Origin of the sequence: Actinoplanes sp. NBRC 103695, from assembly GCF_030269485.1 — a bacterium.
GTDB lineage: Bacteria > Actinomycetota > Actinomycetes > Mycobacteriales > Micromonosporaceae > Actinoplanes.
Map to the genome: position 1 here is coordinate 253,730 of NZ_BSTL01000016.1, position 19,175 is coordinate 272,904.

Annotated in this window: 8 protein-coding genes; 3 read left to right on the forward strand and 5 right to left on the reverse strand. The window is 70.9% G+C overall.

The window, feature by feature from the left end:
• Positions 1 to 98: 98 nt before the first annotated feature.
• On the forward strand, positions 99 to 4,001 hold the full coding sequence (locus QSK31_RS28870; protein WP_285687593.1) for a discoidin domain-containing protein: 3,903 nt from the start codon (positions 99 to 101) through the stop codon (positions 3,999 to 4,001).
• A gap of 30 nt (positions 4,002 to 4,031) precedes the next feature.
• Positions 4,032 to 10,280, forward strand: coding sequence for an RHS repeat domain-containing protein (locus QSK31_RS28875; protein ID WP_285687594.1), 6,249 nt, complete (start codon positions 4,032 to 4,034; stop codon positions 10,278 to 10,280).
• A gap of 58 nt (positions 10,281 to 10,338) precedes the next feature.
• Here QSK31_RS28875 and glgB read toward each other — a convergent pair whose 3' ends face one another.
• From glgB to QSK31_RS28900, 5 genes are all read right to left on the reverse strand, one after another.
• Positions 10,339 to 12,444: a 1,4-alpha-glucan branching protein GlgB gene (glgB, locus tag QSK31_RS28880; RefSeq protein WP_285687618.1), complete on the reverse strand. Its 2,106-nt coding sequence runs from the start codon at positions 12,442 to 12,444 to the stop codon at positions 10,339 to 10,341.
• A 68-nt stretch (positions 12,445 to 12,512) separates the two neighbouring features.
• A complete protein-coding gene (locus QSK31_RS28885; protein ID WP_285687595.1) occupies positions 12,513 to 13,817 on the reverse strand; it encodes a maltokinase N-terminal cap-like domain-containing protein in 1,305 nt (434 codons plus the stop codon).
• Positions 13,814 to 15,589, reverse strand: a complete 1,776-nt coding sequence (gene treS / locus QSK31_RS28890; protein WP_285687596.1) for a maltose alpha-D-glucosyltransferase — start codon at positions 15,587 to 15,589, stop codon at positions 13,814 to 13,816. The genes QSK31_RS28885 and treS overlap by 4 nt, the downstream gene beginning before the upstream one ends.
• Before the next feature lie 41 nt (positions 15,590 to 15,630).
• Positions 15,631 to 17,598: an alpha-1,4-glucan--maltose-1-phosphate maltosyltransferase gene (locus QSK31_RS28895; RefSeq protein ID WP_285687597.1), complete on the reverse strand. Its 1,968-nt coding sequence runs from the start codon at positions 17,596 to 17,598 to the stop codon at positions 15,631 to 15,633.
• 116 nt (positions 17,599 to 17,714) lie between these two features.
• On the reverse strand, positions 17,715 to 18,488 hold the full coding sequence (locus QSK31_RS28900; RefSeq protein ID WP_285687598.1) for a spermidine synthase: 774 nt from the start codon (positions 18,486 to 18,488) through the stop codon (positions 17,715 to 17,717).
• 92 nt (positions 18,489 to 18,580) lie between these two features.
• Here QSK31_RS28900 and QSK31_RS28905 point away from each other — a divergent pair, with 92 nt between their 5' ends.
• Positions 18,581 to 19,147: a hypothetical protein gene (locus tag QSK31_RS28905; RefSeq protein WP_285687599.1), complete on the forward strand. Its 567-nt coding sequence runs from the start codon at positions 18,581 to 18,583 to the stop codon at positions 19,145 to 19,147.
• The last annotated feature ends 28 nt before the right edge of the window (positions 19,148 to 19,175 follow it).

The window sequence follows — 19,175 nt, forward strand, 5'->3', positions numbered from 1 at the left end:
GTTCGGTTCGGACGAACGCGCGGGGGGAAACGGACGTGGCCGGGAGATGTCGGCGTGTGCTGCACGCTGTGGTGGGATTCGCACTGATCGGTGCCTTGGTGGCCGCGCCTCGGGCGGGCGGGGCCGCCGAGGCGGCGCCGGTCTGCACGTCGTCGGCGACGACCGCGGCCTCCTCGGGGGCGGCCGAGGCTCTGGCCCGCAGGTGCGGGCGCAAGGTCGAGAACCTCGCCGCCAAGGACGAGTCCACCCGGGAGTTCGCGAGCCCCGGCGGGACGACGATCCGGGAGATCGCGGCCGAGCCGGTGCGGGTCCGGCGCGGCGGCGGCTGGGTGGACATCGACCCGGTGCTGCGCCGCGACGGTGACGGCTGGTCACCGGGCGCCTCGACTCTCCCGGTCACGTTCTCGGGCGGCGGCGCTGATCCGCTGGTGGCGGCGACCGCCGGCGGGCACCGGTTCACGATGTCCTGGCCGGCGCCGCTGCCCGTGCCCGCGATCACCGGTGACACGGCCACCTACCGGAACGTCCACGACGGCGTCGATCTGGTGGTCCGGGCGACCGGCACCGGGTTCACCCACCTGCTCGTGGTCCGCTCGGCCGCCGCGGCGGCGAACCCGGCGCTGCGGAAGATCACCTACACCTTCGGTGGCACGGGCACGAAGGTCGCGCCTGTCCCGGACGGTTACCGGGTGACCGATCCGCGCGGGCGGACGCTGTTCACCTCCGTCGGGGCGGCGATGTGGGACTCGAGTGGGAACCGGGCCGGTGACGGCGCTCGGCGGGCCGATGTCGGGATGCGGGTCAGCGCGGACAGGCTCGTCCTGGTGCCCGATCGCGACCTGCTCGCCAAGGCCACCTACCCGCTCTACATCGACCCGCCGACGATCCGGCCCGGCGCGTCGCGGTGGGCGTACTCGAACAACCGCAACGAGAACAACGACCTGAGCACCGTCCGGGTCGGCCGCGACCCGGAGGGCGGCGCGATCTACCGGCCGTTCCTCGAGTTCCCGATGTCCATCGCCGGCACCCGGGTCGTCTCGGCGACCATGTCGATCGTCCTGTGGCACAGCTGGTCGTGCAGCCCGTCACCGGTGACGCTGTGGCGGGCCGGCCCGATCGCGTCGAGCCCGAAGAACCAGTGGGGCGCGACCCCGCTCGACTACCACCTCGACACCCAGTGGGCGGACGCGAACAAGGACCAGTGCTACAAGCCGGACACGCCGACCCTGTACTTCGGCAACAAGCTGGCCGGCGACCTCCAGTACGGCCCGGCCGACCGGGGCTGGGGCTCGTACACCGTCGCGTTGTCCGCCGGTGACGAGGGCGGCCTCGCGAACGAGTCGACCACGTCGCGCTGGAAGAAGTTCCTGCCCGGCACGGCCACGCTGACCGTGCAGTACAACCATCCGCCGAGGGCGCCCGGCCTGGACGGGATGTCGATCGACCCGGGTCAGCCGTGCGCCGCGCAGCCCCTTTACGTCAACGCGCTCAACGGCGTCACCCTGCGCGCCCGGCTGACCGACGAGGACGGCGACAACATCACGGCCCGCTGGCGGGTGTCCGGCCTGCCCGGCGGGTCCGGCCCGCCGGATTCCACGCCCGCGGCGGGTGGCGAGTTCACCACGACGATCCCGGCCGCGGCGTTCACCGACGGGCGGTCGTACACCTGGTCGGTGGCCGGCTGGGACGGCTTCCACGAGGGCGGCGGATCGGCTGGCTGCGCGTTCACCGTCAGCAACACGCTGCCCGGCGATCCGGTGGTCACGAGCTCGGAGCTGGCGCTGACCACCGGTCTGCTGCCGCCACCGCCGCCGGCCGGTGTGGTGGTCGGCGGCCCGGCCGGTGTCCGGCTGGCACCGGCGGCGGGCGACGACGACATCGCCGGCTATCTCGTCGGGGTCGGCGCGGGCACGCCGATCACACCGACTCTGTGGATCCCGGCGGGCGCGGACGGCACGGCCGTCGCGCCGGTCGCCCCGGCCACCGCGGGACCGGCACCCAACATCCTGACCGTACGGGCGCGCAACAAGGCCGGCACGTCGGGTACGACCGCGGTGTACCGGTTCGACGCCAACCCGACGACCAGGCGGGCCGAGGCCGACGACCTGACCGGCGACGGCCGTAGCGATCTGGTGTACCTGCGCGACGTCGACGGCCGGGCGACCGTCTGGATGTCGGCCACCCGGAACGACGGCTCCGGCTCGTTCGACCCGGTCCAGGTGTTCGACGGCGGCGACGCCTATCCCGCTGCCACGTCCCGTCTGGCCGGCGGCGACTACGACGGTGACGGCGACACCGATCTGGTCCTGCTCCGGCAGCTGGCCGGTGGCCGGGCGGACGCGTCGGTGCTGCACTCCAACGGCAACGTCCTGTTCGCCCAGCCGGCCTTCTGGGACTCCGGTGACGCGGGCTGGGACCTGACCACGATGCAGGTGTCCGGCGCCGATGTGACCGGCGACGGCAAGGCCGACCTGGTGGCCGCCCGGCCGGAGACGACCGGCTGGACCGCCCGGGTGTTCGTGTCGGCCGCCACCGGTCCGGGCGCGTTCACGTTCGCCGCGCCGGCCGCCTGGTCGACGGCGGAACCGTCGTCGGGGGCGTACGCCCGCACCGTGGTCCGCACCGCCGACCTCGACGGCGACGGCCGGGCCGACCTCGCCCGCGTGCAGGACAACGGCAACGGCCAGGTGAAGGTGTTCGTGCAGACTTCGACCGGCAGCGGATTCGCCGACCCGGTCGCCTGGTTCGACAGCGGCCCCGACCGGTGGGACTTCGACCGGCTGACCGTGCTGGCCGGCAACGTGTCAGGCACCAGCAAGGCCGACCTGACGCTGCTGCACCACGCCGGGAACGGGGTGACGTCGGCGATCGCGCTGCTCTCCGACGGCAGCCGGCTGACCTCGTCGCAGTTCTGGCACAGCGGCGGCCCGGACAGCTTCGACCCGGCCCGGGCCAAGGTGGTGGCCGGCGACTTCACCGGCGGCCCGGAGGCCGACCTGGCGGTGCTCTACGACCAGGGCCTCGCCCGCAGCCGCTACTCGCTGCTCGGCTCGACCGGTTCGGCCTTCTCCCCGGCCGCGAGGTGGACCGCGCCGCTCGACTGGACCCGGCTGGCCGTCGAGGGCGGCGGGACCACGCCGAACCTCGCGGCCGGCGCGACGGCCGGGGCGACCAGCACGGCCGCGACGTTCGCGCCGGGCCAGGCGGTCGACGGCCACCGCACCAGCAACCCGACCAACGGCTGGAGCTCCTGGTCCAACCTGGACAACGACCACGCCGAGACGATCGACGTGCTCCTGCCCGCCTGGAAGTACACCGACCGGGTCGACATCTACCCCCGCAACGACGGTACCAACGTGGGCACGTCGTTCCCGGCGAACTTCACCGTCGATGTGTGGACCCCGGCCGGCTGGCGCACCGTCGCGAGCCGGGAGAACCTGCCCAACCCGGGCGCGGCCATGGTCAGCGTCTCGTTCGGCGCGCGCTGGACCGACCACGTACGCATCACCGGCACGAACCTGCGCGTCATGCAGCTGGCCGAGATCGAGGTCTACCTGATCGGCCGGGGCGCGCCGCCGGCGAACCTGGCGCTGCACGGCACCGCGAGCGCGTCCAGCAGCGCCCCGGAGGACTGGGGCTGGGCGCCGAAGTGGGCGGTCGACGGCACCCGTGGGCTGCCCGGCTGGAGCTCGTGGGCGAACCAGGACGCCGACCACACCGAGTGGATCGAGCTGACCCTGCCGCGGTCCGGGCCGGTCAACCGGGTCGATCTGTACCCGCGGCCGGACGGCGGCGGCAACTTCTGCCGGGATTTCACGATCGAGGCCTACTGGGCCCGCGAGTGGCGGGTGATGTCCCGGCAGACCGGATACCCGGCGCCCACGTCCGGCGCCGTGCGGAGCTTCCCCTTCCCGACCGTGCAGACCGATCGGATCCGGGTGGTCTGCACGGGCGTGCGGCTCGTCCAGCTCGCCGAGATCGAGGCCTACCTCACCCAGTAACGACGTCCAGACGAGATACGGGGGAAAGTCGTGCGTCGAAGCATCATCATCACCGTGTTCAGCCTGCTGCTGCTCGGTCCGATCGTGGCGGTGCCGCCGCAACCGGCCGCGGCCGCCGCTGAACCGTCCGCCTACCGGTCGATGAAGGCCCAGAAGGGCGCGTACGCCGAAGCGGCGCCGCCCCCGATCGACCCGAGCGCGAAGAACACCATGCGATCCGTGCCGAAGGTGACCTGGCCGGCCGCGGGCACCGCGCGGGTCGCGCTGACCGGCACCTCCGGCCGCCGGGTCGCGGGCACCCTCCCGGTCCGGGTCGGCGGACGGACGGCCGGCCCCGACCGGGTCACGGTGACCATGCTGGACCGCGGGCAGTCGCAGCGGGCCGGGGTGTCCGGCCCGATGGTCCGGCTCGCCGCCCCGGCGGCGGGGAAGGTCTCGGTCGAGATCGACTACGCGGGCTTCCGGGATGCGTACGGCGGTGGCTGGGCCGACCGGCTGCACCTGGTGCGGGTGCCGGACTGCGCCGCCACCAAGCCCGCCGATCCGGCGTGCCGGCCGGTCCCGCTGGCCACCACCAACGACCAGGCGAAGGGCGTCGCCTCGGCCGATGTCGAGCTGGCCGGCGCCACGGCGGTCGTCGCGCTCGCCTCCGACCCGGCCGGGTCCGGCGGCGACTTCTCGGCGTCCAGCCCGGCCGCCTCCGGCACCTGGTCGGCCGGTGGGTCGAGCGGCGACTTCAACTGGCAGTACCCGATGCGTACCCCGCCGCCGCTCGGCGGGCCGGGGCCGCAGCTCGCGCTCGGCTACAGCTCGGGAAGCCTGGACGGGCGCACCGCCGCGTCGAACAATCAGCCGTCCTGGGCCGGTGAGGGCTTCGACCTGTGGTCCGGCTCGGTGACCCGCAGCTATCGGGCGTGCTCGGATGACGGCCAGGCGAACGTGGGCGACCTGTGCTGGGGTGGCGACAACGCGACGCTGTCGCTCGGCGCGCACGGCGGCGAGCTGATCCAGGAGAGCGGCAACCCCGATCGGTGGCACCTGCGCAACGACGACGGCACCAAGGTCGAGCGGGTCTTCGGCGCGGACAACGGCGCCTTCGAGGGCGAGCACTGGAGGGTCACCACGACCGACGGTGTGCAGTACTTCTTCGGGCTGAACAAGTTGCCGGGGCACAGCGGCGACGCCCCGGTCACGTCCAGCGCCTGGACCGTGCCGGTCTTCGGCAACCAGGACCGCGAGCGGTGCAACAAGCCCGCCGGTTTCGCCGCGTCCTGGTGCATGCAGGCGTACCGGTGGAATCTCGACTACGTCGTCGACCCGCACGGCAACTCCATGTCGGTCTGGTACGACACCGAGACGAACAACTACGCGCGGAACCGTACCGACGGCACGGTGTCGGGCTATGTCCGCGGTGGCACGATCAACCGGATCGAGTACGGGACACGCCGGGAGGGCGGCGCCGACAGCCGCTTCACCGGCACCGTACCCATGAAGACGGTCTTCGGCGCCGAGAACCGGTGCGTGACCGCGGGCGCGACCTGCACGCTGACCAAGACCAACGCGGCGAACTGGCCGGATGTGCCGATGGACCAGCTCTGCGACTCGGGGAGCAGCTGCCCCGGCGTCTACTCGCCGACCTTCTGGACCCAGCGGCGGCTGTCCACGGTCACCACCTTCGTGCTGCGCGGCAGCACCATGGCCGAGGTGGACCAGTGGAAGCTCAACCATGTCTACAAGGACCCGGGGGACGGCCGAGCCAAGATCATGTGGCTGGGCTCGATCGCGCAGACCGGGCTCGTCGGCGGTTCGGTCACCTTGCCGGCGGTCACCTTCAACGCGGTGCCGATGAACAACCGGGTCGACCGGTCGAACACGCTGGAGCCGATCATCCGGTACCGGATCTCGTCGATCGAGTCCGCCACCGGCGGGGTGACCAGCGTGACCTACGCCGGCCAGGACTGCGCCGTGGGCAGCCGCATGCCGTCCACCCCGCAGGACAACAACAAGCGCTGCTACCCGGTCTACTGGACCCGTCCGGGACAGAGCCAGCCGGGCTTCGACTACTTCCACAAGTACGTGGTGAGCAGCGTGACCGAGGCCGACCGTACCGGCGGGGCCCCGGCCTCGGTGACCGGCTACCGCTACCTCGACGAGCCTTCCTGGCACTACGACGAGGCCGAGTTCGTCGCGCCGGCCAAGCGGTCGTACGGGCAGTACCGCGGCTACGGGCGGGTCCGCGTGACCACCGGCGAGTCCGGCCAGGTGCAGTCCCAGACCGACACGCTCTACTTCCGCGGCATGGACCGCGACAAGCTGCCGAACAAGGGGAGCCGCTCCGTCTCGGTCACCGACTCGGACGGCGTGGCGCTGCCCGACTCGGCGTGGCGGCAGGGCCAGACCCGGGAGGTCATCGTCTACAACGGCACCGGTGACGCGGCGCCCGTCGTGACCAAGACGGTCACCGATCCGTGGCAGCACGGCCCGATCGCCACCCGGGAGCGCAACGAGGTGGTCGTGCAGGCGTACGCGACAGGGGCCTCCACCACTACGGTGAAGACCGCGCTCGACGGTGGCCGGGGCTGGCGGACCAGCAAGGTGACCAACACCTTCGACTACGACGACGGCTCGGCCGACCCGACCGGGCGGATCACCCGCAAGGACGACACCGGTGACGTGGCCACGACGGCCGACGACCGGTGCACCCGGATCACCTTCGCGGCCAACGTGAACACGCACGCGCTGGCGTACCCGGCGGAGATCGAGACCGTCGGCGTGCGTTGCGGGGCCACGCCGGACCGCGCCAAGGACACCCTGTCGCGGGTCCGCGTCGCCTACGACGGCGGCGCCTCGGTCGGGAAGGGCGACCAGGTCAAGGTCGAGAAGATGGTCGGCTGGAAGAACGACGCGCCGGTCTTCCAGCAGGCGATGCGCGCCACCTACGACGCGTACGGCCGGGTCGAGGACCAGTACGACTCGCTCGACCGGAAGACCTCGACGGCGTACACGCCGGAGAGCGGGCCGCTGATCACCACCACCGTCACCAACGCCCTCGACTGGACGACCAGCACCACGGTCGACCCGGGCCGGGGCCTGCCGACGCTGGAGGTCGACGCGAACGGGCGGCGGACCGAGTCGGCCTACGACCCGCTCGGCCGGCTGGCCGCCGTGTGGGCGCCCGGCCGGACCCGGTCGGAGAACCCGAACGTCAAGTTCACCTACGACGTGCGCTCCGGCGCGCCGGCCGTCACCTCGGTCGCCCGCCTGAACACCGCCGGCACCGGATACCTGACGTCGTACCAGATCTACGACGGGCTGATGCGGGAACGGCAGACCCAGACCCCGGCGGTCGGCGGCGGCAGCATGATCACCGATGTCGGCTACGACACCCGCGGCAAGGTCCGCAAGAGCACCGCGCCGTACTTCATGGCCGGCGCGCCGAGCGGGGAACTCTTCGTCCCGGAGGGCGAGCCGCAGTCGGCCACCTGGTCCGAGTACGACCCGGCCGGGCGGATCGCGAAGACCAGCCTCAAGGCGTCCGGCGCCGAACTGTGGCACACCACCCACACCTACGGCGGCGACCACACCGACACCACGCCACCGGCCGGCGGAACGGCCACCACGCTGTACGTCGACGCCCGCGGCCAGCAGAGCGAACTGCGGCAGTACAAGAGCGCCGACGCGTACGACCGGACCCGGTACACGTACACCGCGACCGGTAAGCCCGCGACGCTGACCGACGAGGCCGGCAACATCTGGACGTGGACGTACGACGACCGGGACCGGCTGATCGCCACCAGCGACCCGGACAAGGGCGTCACCACCCGGACGTACGACGAGAAGGACCAGCTCGCCACGTTCACCGACGCGCGCGGCGGGACGCTGGCCTACACCTACGACGAACTGGGCCGCCGGACCAGCATCCGGCAGAGCACGGCGACCGGGCCGAAACTCGCGTCCTGGGACTATGACACCCTGCTCAAGGGTTATCCGACCGGCTCCACCCGGTACGTCGGCGACAACGCCTACCGCACCGCCGTCACCGGCTACGACGAGGCGAACCGGCCGACCGGCAAGGTGGTCACGATCCCGGCGAGCGAGGGCAAGCTGGCCGGCACGTACGAGATGACGCAGACCTATCACGCGGACGGTTCACCGCGGGCGACGACGCTCCCGGCGATGGGCGGGTTGCCGGCCGAGACCCTCACGTACGGCTACAACCCGACCGGCCAGACGACCAGCCTGACCGGCGCCGCGACCTACCTCAACGAGGCGGTGTACGACCAGGCCGGCCGGCTCGGCATGCTGATCCGCACCAACGCCGCCGGCCAGGACCTGCTGGAGGAGTGGGCGTACGACGAGGCGACCGGCCGGGTCACCGAGCACGCCGGCTACGGCGACGTGGACCCGGAGGTGATCACCGACGCGCACTACACCTACGACCAGGCCGGCAACATGCTCGGCATCGCCGACCTGACCAGCCAGTACGCCAGCGGGCCGGACGACCGGCAGTGCTTCGGGTACGACAGGCTGGAGCGCCTCACCGAGGCGTGGACACCGGCCGTGAACGACTGCACGGCCGCTCCCGCGGTGTCGGCCCTCGGCGGGCCGGCGCCGTACTGGCAGAGCTGGACGCACGACGCCACCGGCAACCGGCTGACCCAGGTCGACCACGCCGCGGCCGGGAACACCACCCAGACGCTCACCTACCCCGAGGCCGGCAAGCCGCGGGCCCACGCGGCCACGTCGGTGAAGACGGCCGGACCGGGCGGAACCAAGACCGACACCTACACGTACGACCCGGACGGCAACGTGCTGACCCGCCCCGGCGCCCAGACTCTGACCTGGGATCCGGAGGGCCGCCTGGCGTCGGTGCTCGAGGCGGGCCGGACCACCTCCTATGTGTACGACGCGGAGGGCAACCGTCTCGTCGAGCACGGTCCGGACAGCAGCACGCTCTTCACCGACCTGGGCGAGTGCACGGCCACCGGCACCGCCGCACCGACATGTGTCCGCTCCTACGCGGTGGCCGGCCGGGTGGTGGCGGTCCGCACTACGCAGAAGGTCTCGTGGCAGGTCGCCGACCACCAGGCCACCGGGACGGCGTCGGTGGACAGCGCGACGATGGCGGTCACCCGGCGGCGGTCCCTGCCCTACGGCGGGGCCCGCGGTCCGAACCCGGCGTGGGACAACCGGCACGGCTTCGTCAACGGCATCGTCGACGGCACCGGCCTCGTCCACCTGGGCGCCCGCGAGTACGACCCGAAACTGGGCCGCTTCCTCTCGGTCGACCCGATCCTCGACAACGCCGACCCGCAGTCCCTCAACGGCTACACCTACGCCGGCGCGTCTCCGGTCACCGACACCGACCCCGACGGCAAGGTCAAGTGCCCCGACGGCGACTGCAAGGCCAACCCGCAGCTCCCGGTCGACAAGATCGAGACCGTCGCGCACCGGGACATCGTCGAGGAGGAGTACTTCCAGGGGAACCCCAAGATGGGGGTTTCGAAGAGGAAGAGCACGCCGCACACCTACAAGGTCCACCAGGGCAAGGTGGAGGACCACTACGGCTGCACGAACGTCACCTACGGCGTTCCGGGCGGCGGCAAGGGACCGGTCCGCGCCTCGGAATGCGAGGGCGACGCCGGCATGAAGGTGCTCGGGCCGGTCACCGCCTGCCACAAGGACAACACCGGTCCGGTGTGCTGGGAAGGCGAGGACGGCTTCATCCACGACATCAACGGCGGGAAGTCCTGCGCCAGGAACGACTTCAACTTCTGCGCCACCAAGGCGAACCAGGTACGACGGGACAACCGCGGTACGCCACCGACCGGCGGCAACATACCCAAGATAGGACCGGCCGGCCCGGCGGCCGAACGGAGTCTGGGCCGAAGCGGATCCGAGGGCTGGCTCAAGTCGATGGGTGTGTGCCTCAACTTCGGCTACTCCCGTGGCACGACGAACAGCTGGGCGGCCTGTCTCGCGTACGACGACCACGGCTGGGGTGGGTTGCTCACGAGCTCCCGCGGAGTGACTCCCGGCATCGGGGTCAACGCGTCGATCGGCATGTTCGGGTCCAACGGAACCTTCGAACAGCAGTACGGCGACAGCGAATCCGTCTCCGCCGGCTGGGAAGGGGGAGTGGTCGCGGAAGGGGTCGTCACGAGGTCCGACGACGGCAAGGTCTACGCCGTGAACGGAAACGCGGGCGCATCGCTCGGCATCGGCCCGCCCGTCGGCATCACCGACAACTACACCAAGGGGTGGTATTTCCCCTGGTGAGCTCCGCAGAGTGAGCGAGGGACGCCGCGTGGCGTCCCTCGCTTCCGCGTTGCCGCGCTCAGCCCTCGAAGTGCAGCCAGACGGCGCCGAGCGGCGGGATCCGCAGGGAGGCGCTGGCGTTCATGCCGTGCCAGGGGATCTCCTCCGCGTGGGCCTCGCCGAGGTTGCCGACGCCCGAGCCGCCGTACAGCGTGCTGTCGGTGTTGATCACCTCGCGCCACAGGCCCGGCCGGGGGAGGCCGATGCGGTAACCCTCGTGCGGGACCGCTGCGAAGTTGACCACCACGGCCACCATGTCGCCGCTGGGGGAGAAGCGCAGGAACGAGAACGTGTTGTGCTGGCTGTCCTCGGACGTGATCCAGCGGAAGCCGCTCGGCGACGTGTCCTGCGTCCACAGCGCCGGCGTGCGCTTGTAAACCGTGTTCAGGTCCTGGACCAGCCGGCGGACGCCGCCGCGGGACTCGTCGGCGATCAGGTTCCAGTCGAGGCCGCGCTCCTCGCTCCACTCGCGCTCGTCGCCCATCTCGGCGCCCATGAAGATCAGCTGCTTGCCGGTGAAGCTCCACATGAAGCCGAGCAGCGCACGGGTGTTGGCGAGTTTCTGCCACTGGTCACCGGCCATCTTGCCGGTCAGCGAACCCTTGCCGTGCACGACCTCGTCGTGGCTGATCGGCAGGATGTAGTTCTCGCTCCAGGCGTACACGGTGGCGAAGGTCATCTGGTGGTGATGCCACTGCCGGTAGATCGGCTCCTTCTCCATGTAGGACAAGGTGTCGTTCATCCAGCCCATGTTCCACTTGAAGCCGAAGCCCAGGCCGCCCAGGTGGGTGGGGCGGGTGACGCCCGGCCACGCGGTGGACTCCTCGGCGACCGTGATCACGCCGGGGTTGTTCTTGTAGACGGTCGCGTTCATCTCCTGCAGGAAGCTGATCGCGTCCAGGTTCTCCCGGCCGCCGTACTGGTTCGGCGTCCACTCGCCGTCCTTGCGCGAGTAGTCCAGGTAGAGCATCGAGGCGACCGCGTCCACCCGCAGGCCGTCGGCGTGGAACTCCTCGCACCAGTAGAGCGCGTTGGCCACCAGGAAGTTGCGGACCTCCTTGCGGCCGAAGTCGAAGACGTACGTGCCCCAGTCGGGGTGCTCGCCGCGCCGCCAGTCGCCGTGCTCGTACAGCGGGCTGCCGTCGAACCGGGCCAGGGCCCACTCGTCCTTGGGGAAGTGGGCGGGCACCCAGTCGAGGATCACGCCGATGCCGGCCTGGTGCAGCTTGTCGACCAGGTGGCGGAACTCGTCGGGGGTGCCGAACCGCGAGGTCGGGGCGAAGTAGCCGGTGACCTGGTAGCCCCACGAGCCGCCGAACGGATGCTCCATCACCGGCATCAGCTCGACGTGTGTGAAGCCCATCTCCACGACGTAGTCGGTCAGCTGGTCGGCCAGCTCGACGTACGAGAGTCCGGGCCGCCACGAGCCGAGGTGCACCTCGTACGCGCTCATCGGCTCCTGGTGCCACTGCCGGGTGGCGCGCTCGGACATCCACTCGGCGTCCTGCCAGTCGTACGACGACTCGAAGACGACCGACGCGGTGGCCGGCGGCACCTCGGTGTGCTGGGCCAGCGGGTCGGCGTGCTCACGCCACACCCCGTCCCGGCCGAGGATCTTGTACTTGTACTTGGTGCCGGAGTGCGCGTTCGGGACGAACAGCTCCCACACGCCGGACGAGCCGAGCGACCGCATCGGCCACCCGTCGTACGGACCCCAGCCCGCGAAGTCGCCGACCACCTGCACGCCGCGCGCACCCGGCGCCCACACCGCGAACCCCACGCCGGTGTCCCGCGGCTGCGCGCCCAGCACCTTCCACAGCTTCTCGTGCCGGCCCTCACCGATCAGGTGCAGGTCGAGCTCGCCCAGCGTGGGCGGGTGCCGGTACGGGTCGTCGAACTCGGTGCCGTCCACGTCGAGCCGGTAGTCGAACACCGAGCCGGGCACCTCGGCGGCGAAGATGCCGTCCGGGTGCACCCGCACCATCGGCGTCCGCTCGCCGCCGGCCACCACGGTGACCTCCTCGGCGCCCTTGCGGAGCGTACGGACGACGGTGTTGCCGCCGGCCGGGTGAGCGCCCAGGATCGCGTGCGGGTCGTGGGTGTCCCCGGCGATCACCGCGTTCATCGCGCGCGGATCGGCGGCGGTGGACGGCGTGCTCGGCTGCACGGTCATGGCACTCCTCTTGGGGGTTCTCAGGCGACCAGCCGCGAGATGGAGCGCAACGGGATGCGCAGCCATCCGGGGCGGTGCCGGGCTTCGTACGCGGCCTCGTAGACCGCTTTGTCGAGCTCGTAGGCGGCGAGCAGGCTGCCCTGCACGCGGGGGTCCGAGCCGCTGGCCGCCGAGTACCCGTCGCAGAAGGCGGTGCGGTTGCGGTCCACCCACTCGCGCGCGCGGGCCGCCAGGTGCTCGTCGTGGTCGTCGGACTCGACGAGCAGCTGATAGGCGGCGTACTCGAAGGAGCGCAGCACACCGGCCACGTCCCGCAGGGGTGAGTCGGGGGTGCGCCGTTCGTCGAGCGGCTGCCCGGGCTCGCCCTCGAAGTCGATCAGCAGCCACGCGGGCGGCGTACGCAGGACCTGGCCGAGGTGGAGATCGCCGTGCACGCGCTGCACGGTGACCGGCTCACCGGACAGCTTGCGGAACCGCTCCTCGATGGCCGGCGCGGCCCCGCGCAGCTCGGGCACCGCGGCGACGGCCGTGGCCAGCCGGGCGAGCACCGTCTCCACCGGGAACGACGCCTCGCTGGTGCCGAGCTCGGCGGCGAGCGTGGCGTGCACCGACGCGACCGCCTCGCCCAGCCGGTAGGACTCGCCCTGGAAGTCGCCGCCCACCTCGTCGGCGCGCAGCTCGGCGTCCTCGGCGAAGAGGTCCCGGGCGCTGGCCGTGGCCATCGCCCAGCCCTCGGCGGAGTTGGCCGCGTACGCGGTGATCATGCCGAGCGGGGCGTCGCCCGCGTCGAACGAGCCGAGCAGCGGCGCGACGTGCGTGTTCCCGGCCCGGGCGAGCACCCGGTTGAGCTCGACGTCCGGGTTGATCCCGGACTGCACCCGCCGGAAGATCTTGAGGATCGCCTCCTGCTCGAAGATCACGCTGGTGTTGCTCTGCTCGGCGTCGAACACCCGTGGCCAGGCGTTCACCGGCAGCGTCGTGCCCGGCTCCGGCTGGAAGACGATGTCGCCGACCGTCTCGCCGGCCGCGATCAGCGACAGCAGGTATTGCGCCGCCGACGGGTCGTAGAGCGCGTCGTAGCCGGTGCGCTCGCCGTCGTTGCCGATGGTGGCGACCGCGCTGTACTCGACGATCGGCCCGGAGTTCCACGACACCAGGATCTGGTAGCGCTCCGAGCTGCCGTCGGTGTAGCGGGCGTCCAGCAGCACGAGGTCGAGGTCTTCCCGCAGCGCGGTGGTGACGGCCGGCTCGGCCGACTCCAGGATCCGGCTGCGGCCCGCGTACCAGCGCTGCTGGGGCAGCCACTCGGCGTAGGGCAGCGTCATTGCTTCTCCTCCGAGCCGCAGAGCTGGAACCAGTAGAAGCCGTGCCCAGGGAGCGTCAGCAGGTACGGCAGGTGCCCGATGCGGGGGAAGTTGACGTGTCCGGTCAGCTCCACCGGCGTGTATCCGGCCCAGTGCTGCAGATTCAGTTCGATGGGCTGCGGGAACCGGGACAGGTTGTTCACGCAGAGCACAACATCGTCCTCGTCCTCGCGCAGGAACGCCAGCACCGACGGGTTGGAACCGCCGAGCTCCCGGAACGTGCCGATCGCGAAGGCGTCGTGCCGGCGGCGGACGGCGAGCATGGTCCGTGTCCAGTTCAGCAGGGATGTCGAGCTGTCCCGCTGGGCCTCCACGTTGACCGCCTGGTAGCCGTACACCGGGTCCTGGTTGGCCGGTAGATACAGCCGTCCGGGGTTGGCGGTGGAGAACCCGGCGTTGCGGTCCGGGGTCCACTGCATCGGCGTACGCACGCCGTCGCGGTCACCGAGCCAGATGTTGTCGCCCATCCCGATCTCGTCGCCGTAGTAGAGGACCGGCGACCCGGGCAGGGACAGCAGCAGCGCGGTGAACAGCTCGATCTGGTTGCGGTCGTTCTCCAGCAGCGGCGCCAGCCGGCGGCGGATGCCGACGTTCGCCTTCATCCGCGGATCCTTGGCGTACTCCGAGAACATGTAGTCACGTTCCTCGTCGGTCACCATCTCGAGCGTCAGCTCGTCGTGGTTCCGCAGGAAGATGCCCCACTGCGCCATGTCCGGGATGGCCGGCGTCTGCGCCAGGATCTCCGAGATCGGGAAGCGGGACTCGCGCCGGACCGCCATGAAGATGCGCGGCATCAGCGGGAAGTGGAACGCCATGTGGCACTCGTCGCCGCCGGTCTTCGGGTCGCCGAAGTACTCGACCACGTCGGACGGCCACTGGTTGGCCTCGGCGAGCAGCACCCGGCCGGGGAACTCGTCGTCGATCACCTTGCGGCAGTGTTTGAGGAACGCGTGCGTCTCGGGCAGGTTCTCGCCGTTGGTGCCCTCGCGCTCGAACAGGTAGGGCACCGCGTCCAGCCGGAACCCGTCGATGCCCAGGTCGAGCCAGAACCGCAGCACGTCGAGCATGGCGTTCTGTACGTCGGGGTTGTCGTAGTTCAGGTCGGGCTGGTGTGAGAAGAACCGGTGCCAGAAGAACTGCCGCCGCACCGGGTCGAAGGTCCAGTTGGACTCCTCGGTGTCGACGAAGATCACCCGGGCGTCCGAGTACTTGTCGTCGGTGTCGCTCCACACGTAGTAGTCGCCGTACGGCCCGTCCGGGTCGTGCCGCGACTCCTGGAACCAGGCGTGCTGGTCGGAGGTGTGGTTCATGACCAGGTCGGTGATCACCCGGATGCCGCGCTTGTGCGCCGCGTCGAGCAGCGCCACGAAATCCTCGACGGTGCCGAACTCGGGCAGCACCCGGTAGAAGTCGCTGATGTCGTACCCGCCGTCACGCAGAGGGGACTGGTAGAAGGGCGGCAGCCACAAACAATCAACGCCGAGCCACTGGAGGTAGTCCAGCCGCTCGATCAGCCCGCGCAGGTCACCCGAGCCGTCCGAGCTGGAGTCGTAGAACGCACGGACCAGCACCTCGTAGAACACGGCACGCTGGAACCAGGTCCGGTCGGCCGGGAGTGCGCGGGCGTGCTCGAAGTCGTCGGCCGTCGGGTGTTCCACCACGCCGTCCTCGACGTGGCTGCCGTCGCTCGGATCGTGGTCCGCGAGCGGGTCCAGGTCTTCCGTCAGGTCCATTGTTGTTCCACCTACCCCAGCCGCTGGATCTCAATCAAGAGCTAGTCGCGCCGATGCACGACGAAGATGTGCGACGGCTCGACGTACGGGTCGATCCGGACCGCGTTGTGCTGCCCCCACTCGTAGGTGGCCCCGGTGATCTGGTCGGTGACCATGATCCGGTCGTGCCAGTCCATCCCCAGCTCGGGCATGTCCAGCACGGTGTTGCCCCACTGCACGTTCGTGGAGTCGAACGAGCTGATCACCAGCACGGTGTTGCCGGTCTCCTCGTCCCGCTTGGAGAAGCACAGCAGCGAGTCGTTGTCGATCTCGTGGAAGCGCAGGTTGCGCAGCCGCCGCAGGGCCGGGTTCTGCCGGCGGATCTGGTTGAGCCGGGTGATGAACGGCGCCAGCGACCGGCCGGCCCGCTCGGCCGCCGCCCAGTCCCGCGGCTTCAGCTCGAACTTCTCGTTGTCGATGTTCTCCTCCGCGCCCGGCCGCGGGACATGCTCGTACAGCTCCAGTCCCGAGTACATGCCCCAGGACGGCGAGAGCATGCTGGCCAGCACCATCCTGATCTTGAACATCGGCGGGCCGCCGGTCTGCAGGTGCGGCGGCAGGATGTCCGGGGTGTTCGGCCAGAAGTTCGGGCGCATCCAGTCGATGGAGGCGAGCAGCTCCTGCATGTACTGCTTCATCTCCCAGGCCGTCGTGCGCCAGGTGAAGTACGTGTACGACTGCGTGAAGCCGATCTTGCCCAGTCCGTTCATCATGGCAGGCCGGGTGAACGCCTCGGCGAGGAACAATACATCCGGGTCCTCGTCCTTGACCTTGGCGATCAGCCACTGCCAGAAGTTCAGGGCCTTGGTGTGCGGGTTGTCGACGCGGAAGATCTTGATGCCCTGGTGCACCCAGTGCATCACCACGCGGTACACCTCGTCGCGCAGCCCGCGGTAGTCGTTGTCCCAGTTCAGCGGATAGATGTCCTGGTACTTCTTGGGCGGGTTCTCGGCGTACGCGATGGTCCCGTCGGCGCGCGTGGTGAACCACTCCGGGTGCTCGGTGACCCACGGGTGGTCCGGCGCCGCCTGCAGGGCGAGGTCCATCGCGATCTCCAGGCCGTTGTCGTGTGCGGCGGCGATGAACTCGCGGAAGTCGTCGAGCGTGCCCAGGTCGGGGTGGATCGCGTCGTGGCCGCCCTCGTCGGAGCCGATCGCCCACGGCGAGCCGACATCCTCCGGGCGGGCCACCAGCGTGTTGTTCCGGCCCTTGCGGTTGATCTTGCCGATCGGGTGGATCGGCGGCAGGTAGACGACGTCGAAGCCCATCGCGGCGACGGCGGGCAACCGGCCCTTCGCGGTCTGGAAGCTGCCGTGCTTGATCGGCGTCGCCTCCGGGCCGATCTCGGCGCCCTCGGACCGCGGGAAGAACTCGTACCAGGCGGAGAACAGCGCGCGTTCACGGTCCACCCACAACGCGTACGACCGGGTGGTGGTGACGAGCTGGCGGACCGGGTGCTCCCAGAGCAGCTCCTCCAGGTCGAGCGCGGGGGAGACCCGGGAGAACAGCGACCGCTGGTCGTCCCGGAGCGTGGCCGCCGCCTCGCGGACCAGCTCCTGGTCCTTCTCCGGCACGATCTTGACCGCCAGGTCGAGCACGTCCGCGCCCTCGGCCAGGTCGTTCGCCAGGTCCTCGACGCCCTGCCCGGCCCCGATCTTCTTGACCACGGCGTTGCGCCAGGTCAGGTAGGGGTCGTCCCACGCCTCGACGGTGAACGTCCAGCGGCCGACCGTGTCCGGCTTGATGACGCCGTGCCACTCGTCGAGGCCGGGCGCGCCGGGACGCATCCGGGTGAACGGCTCGTGGTGCCGGTCCGGGCCCTGCCATACCACGTTCAGGCCGAGCGCGTGATGTCCTTCGCGATAGGACACCGCCGAGACCGGGACGAGCTCACCGACCACCGCCTTCGCGGGGTAGCGGCCGCAGGACACCGACGGGGTTACGTCCTCGATGGGAAAGCGTCCGGTCATGATCTCCACCGTAATCAGAATGGCCGTGACGGATGCGGGCGTTAACAGGAACTTCTCCGCAGTGGAGCGTTCGCAAACAGACCGCCCGCGACAGTTCTCAACCTACCGGAGGGCGCTCAGGCGGGCTCATCGAGGAGGGGCATCGCACCGATGGCGAAATCCTCCCATTCCGGGCCCGTGACCAGCGGGCCGGCCGCCGGCCGGATCGCGGCGCCGGCGAGCAGGATCACATTGCCCGCCCGGCAGCCGCGGAGCATCCCGGCCGACGCCGACGCGCGAACCTCCGGGAAGACCGCGCGCAGGGTGGCCACCTGGGTCGCGGTGTGCGCCAGCGGCGGCACGTCGGCCACGTTCACCACCAGCAGGCCGTCCGGCTTCAGCGCGCGCCGGGCGGCCTCGGCGTAGCCGGTGGTGGTCACGCTGGGCGGCGGCCGGTCCCCCTCGAAGACGTCGGACACGATCACGTCGTAGCGCCCCGGCTCCTCGGCCGCCAGCCGCTCGCGCGCGTCGCCGATCACGATCTCGATCGCCGGCGGCGGCGGGAGCAGGCGGGTGACCATCGCCGCCAGGTCGGCGTCGCGTTCCACGACCCGCTGCGCGGAGCCGGGCCGCAGGTGGTCCAGCAGGCGGGGCAGGGCCAGGCCGCCGCCACCCAGGTGCAGAACCGTCAGGGGTACGCCCGCCGGCGCGCACCGGCGCAGCACGACGCCGATCAGCGTCAGGTAGGAGAAGTCCAGATGCTCCGGGTCGGCCAGATCGACGTACGACTGGGCCACCCCGTTCACCAGCAGCGTCCACGCCCGCGGAAAGGCCGGGTCGGGCCGTAGCTCGACGATGCCGGAGGCGGTTTCGGCGGCCACGGTTGCGCGCCGGTTGCCTTGGGGTGCCATCGAGGTGACCCTACTCAACCCCGGGCCCCGGCAGCCGAGTGGTGAGCCATGACGCGGGCCCGCCGGGCATGCGCCGACGAGGGGACACCACCGTGTCGGGACCGTCCAGCGACCTGTCGCCGGTCATTGCGGCAAGCGCGCACTGGCTCGCCCGGGCGTACCCGCCGGCGGCACAAGACGGGCCGTCGCACGCTCGCGCGGAGCAGCAGGCCCGGCAGGCCGTCACCGTCGCGGCGTGGCTGCGCTATCCGACCGTGATCGACGCCGCGCTGGTGGCGATCGCCGGGCCGGGCGGCTCGGCGGTGCTGGACTGGCGCGCCGGTTCCGAGCCGGACGACGAGTTCGCCTCCGAGGAGGGCTGGCGCACCTGGGTGGACGAGGTGGTCGTGAGCTGGGCCGCCTGCCTGCTGGCCGACCCGGCGCTGGCCCGTCGCGGCGTGGACGCCGTGGTCGCCGCGATGCCGGTCCCGGAGACGCGTCCGCGCCCGCACGCCCGCCGTGGCGGCGAGTTCCGCACACTGATCAGCCCCGACGAGAAGGACCGGGTGGCCACGATGCTGATGCGCCACCCGGATCTGCTCGAGCCGGTCGCCGGGATGCACCGCGACGATCTCTACTACCTGCTGGGCGTCGAGGCCGCCGTGGATTCGCTGCAATAGGCTCATCTTTCCCCCCGAGTGCGGAAAG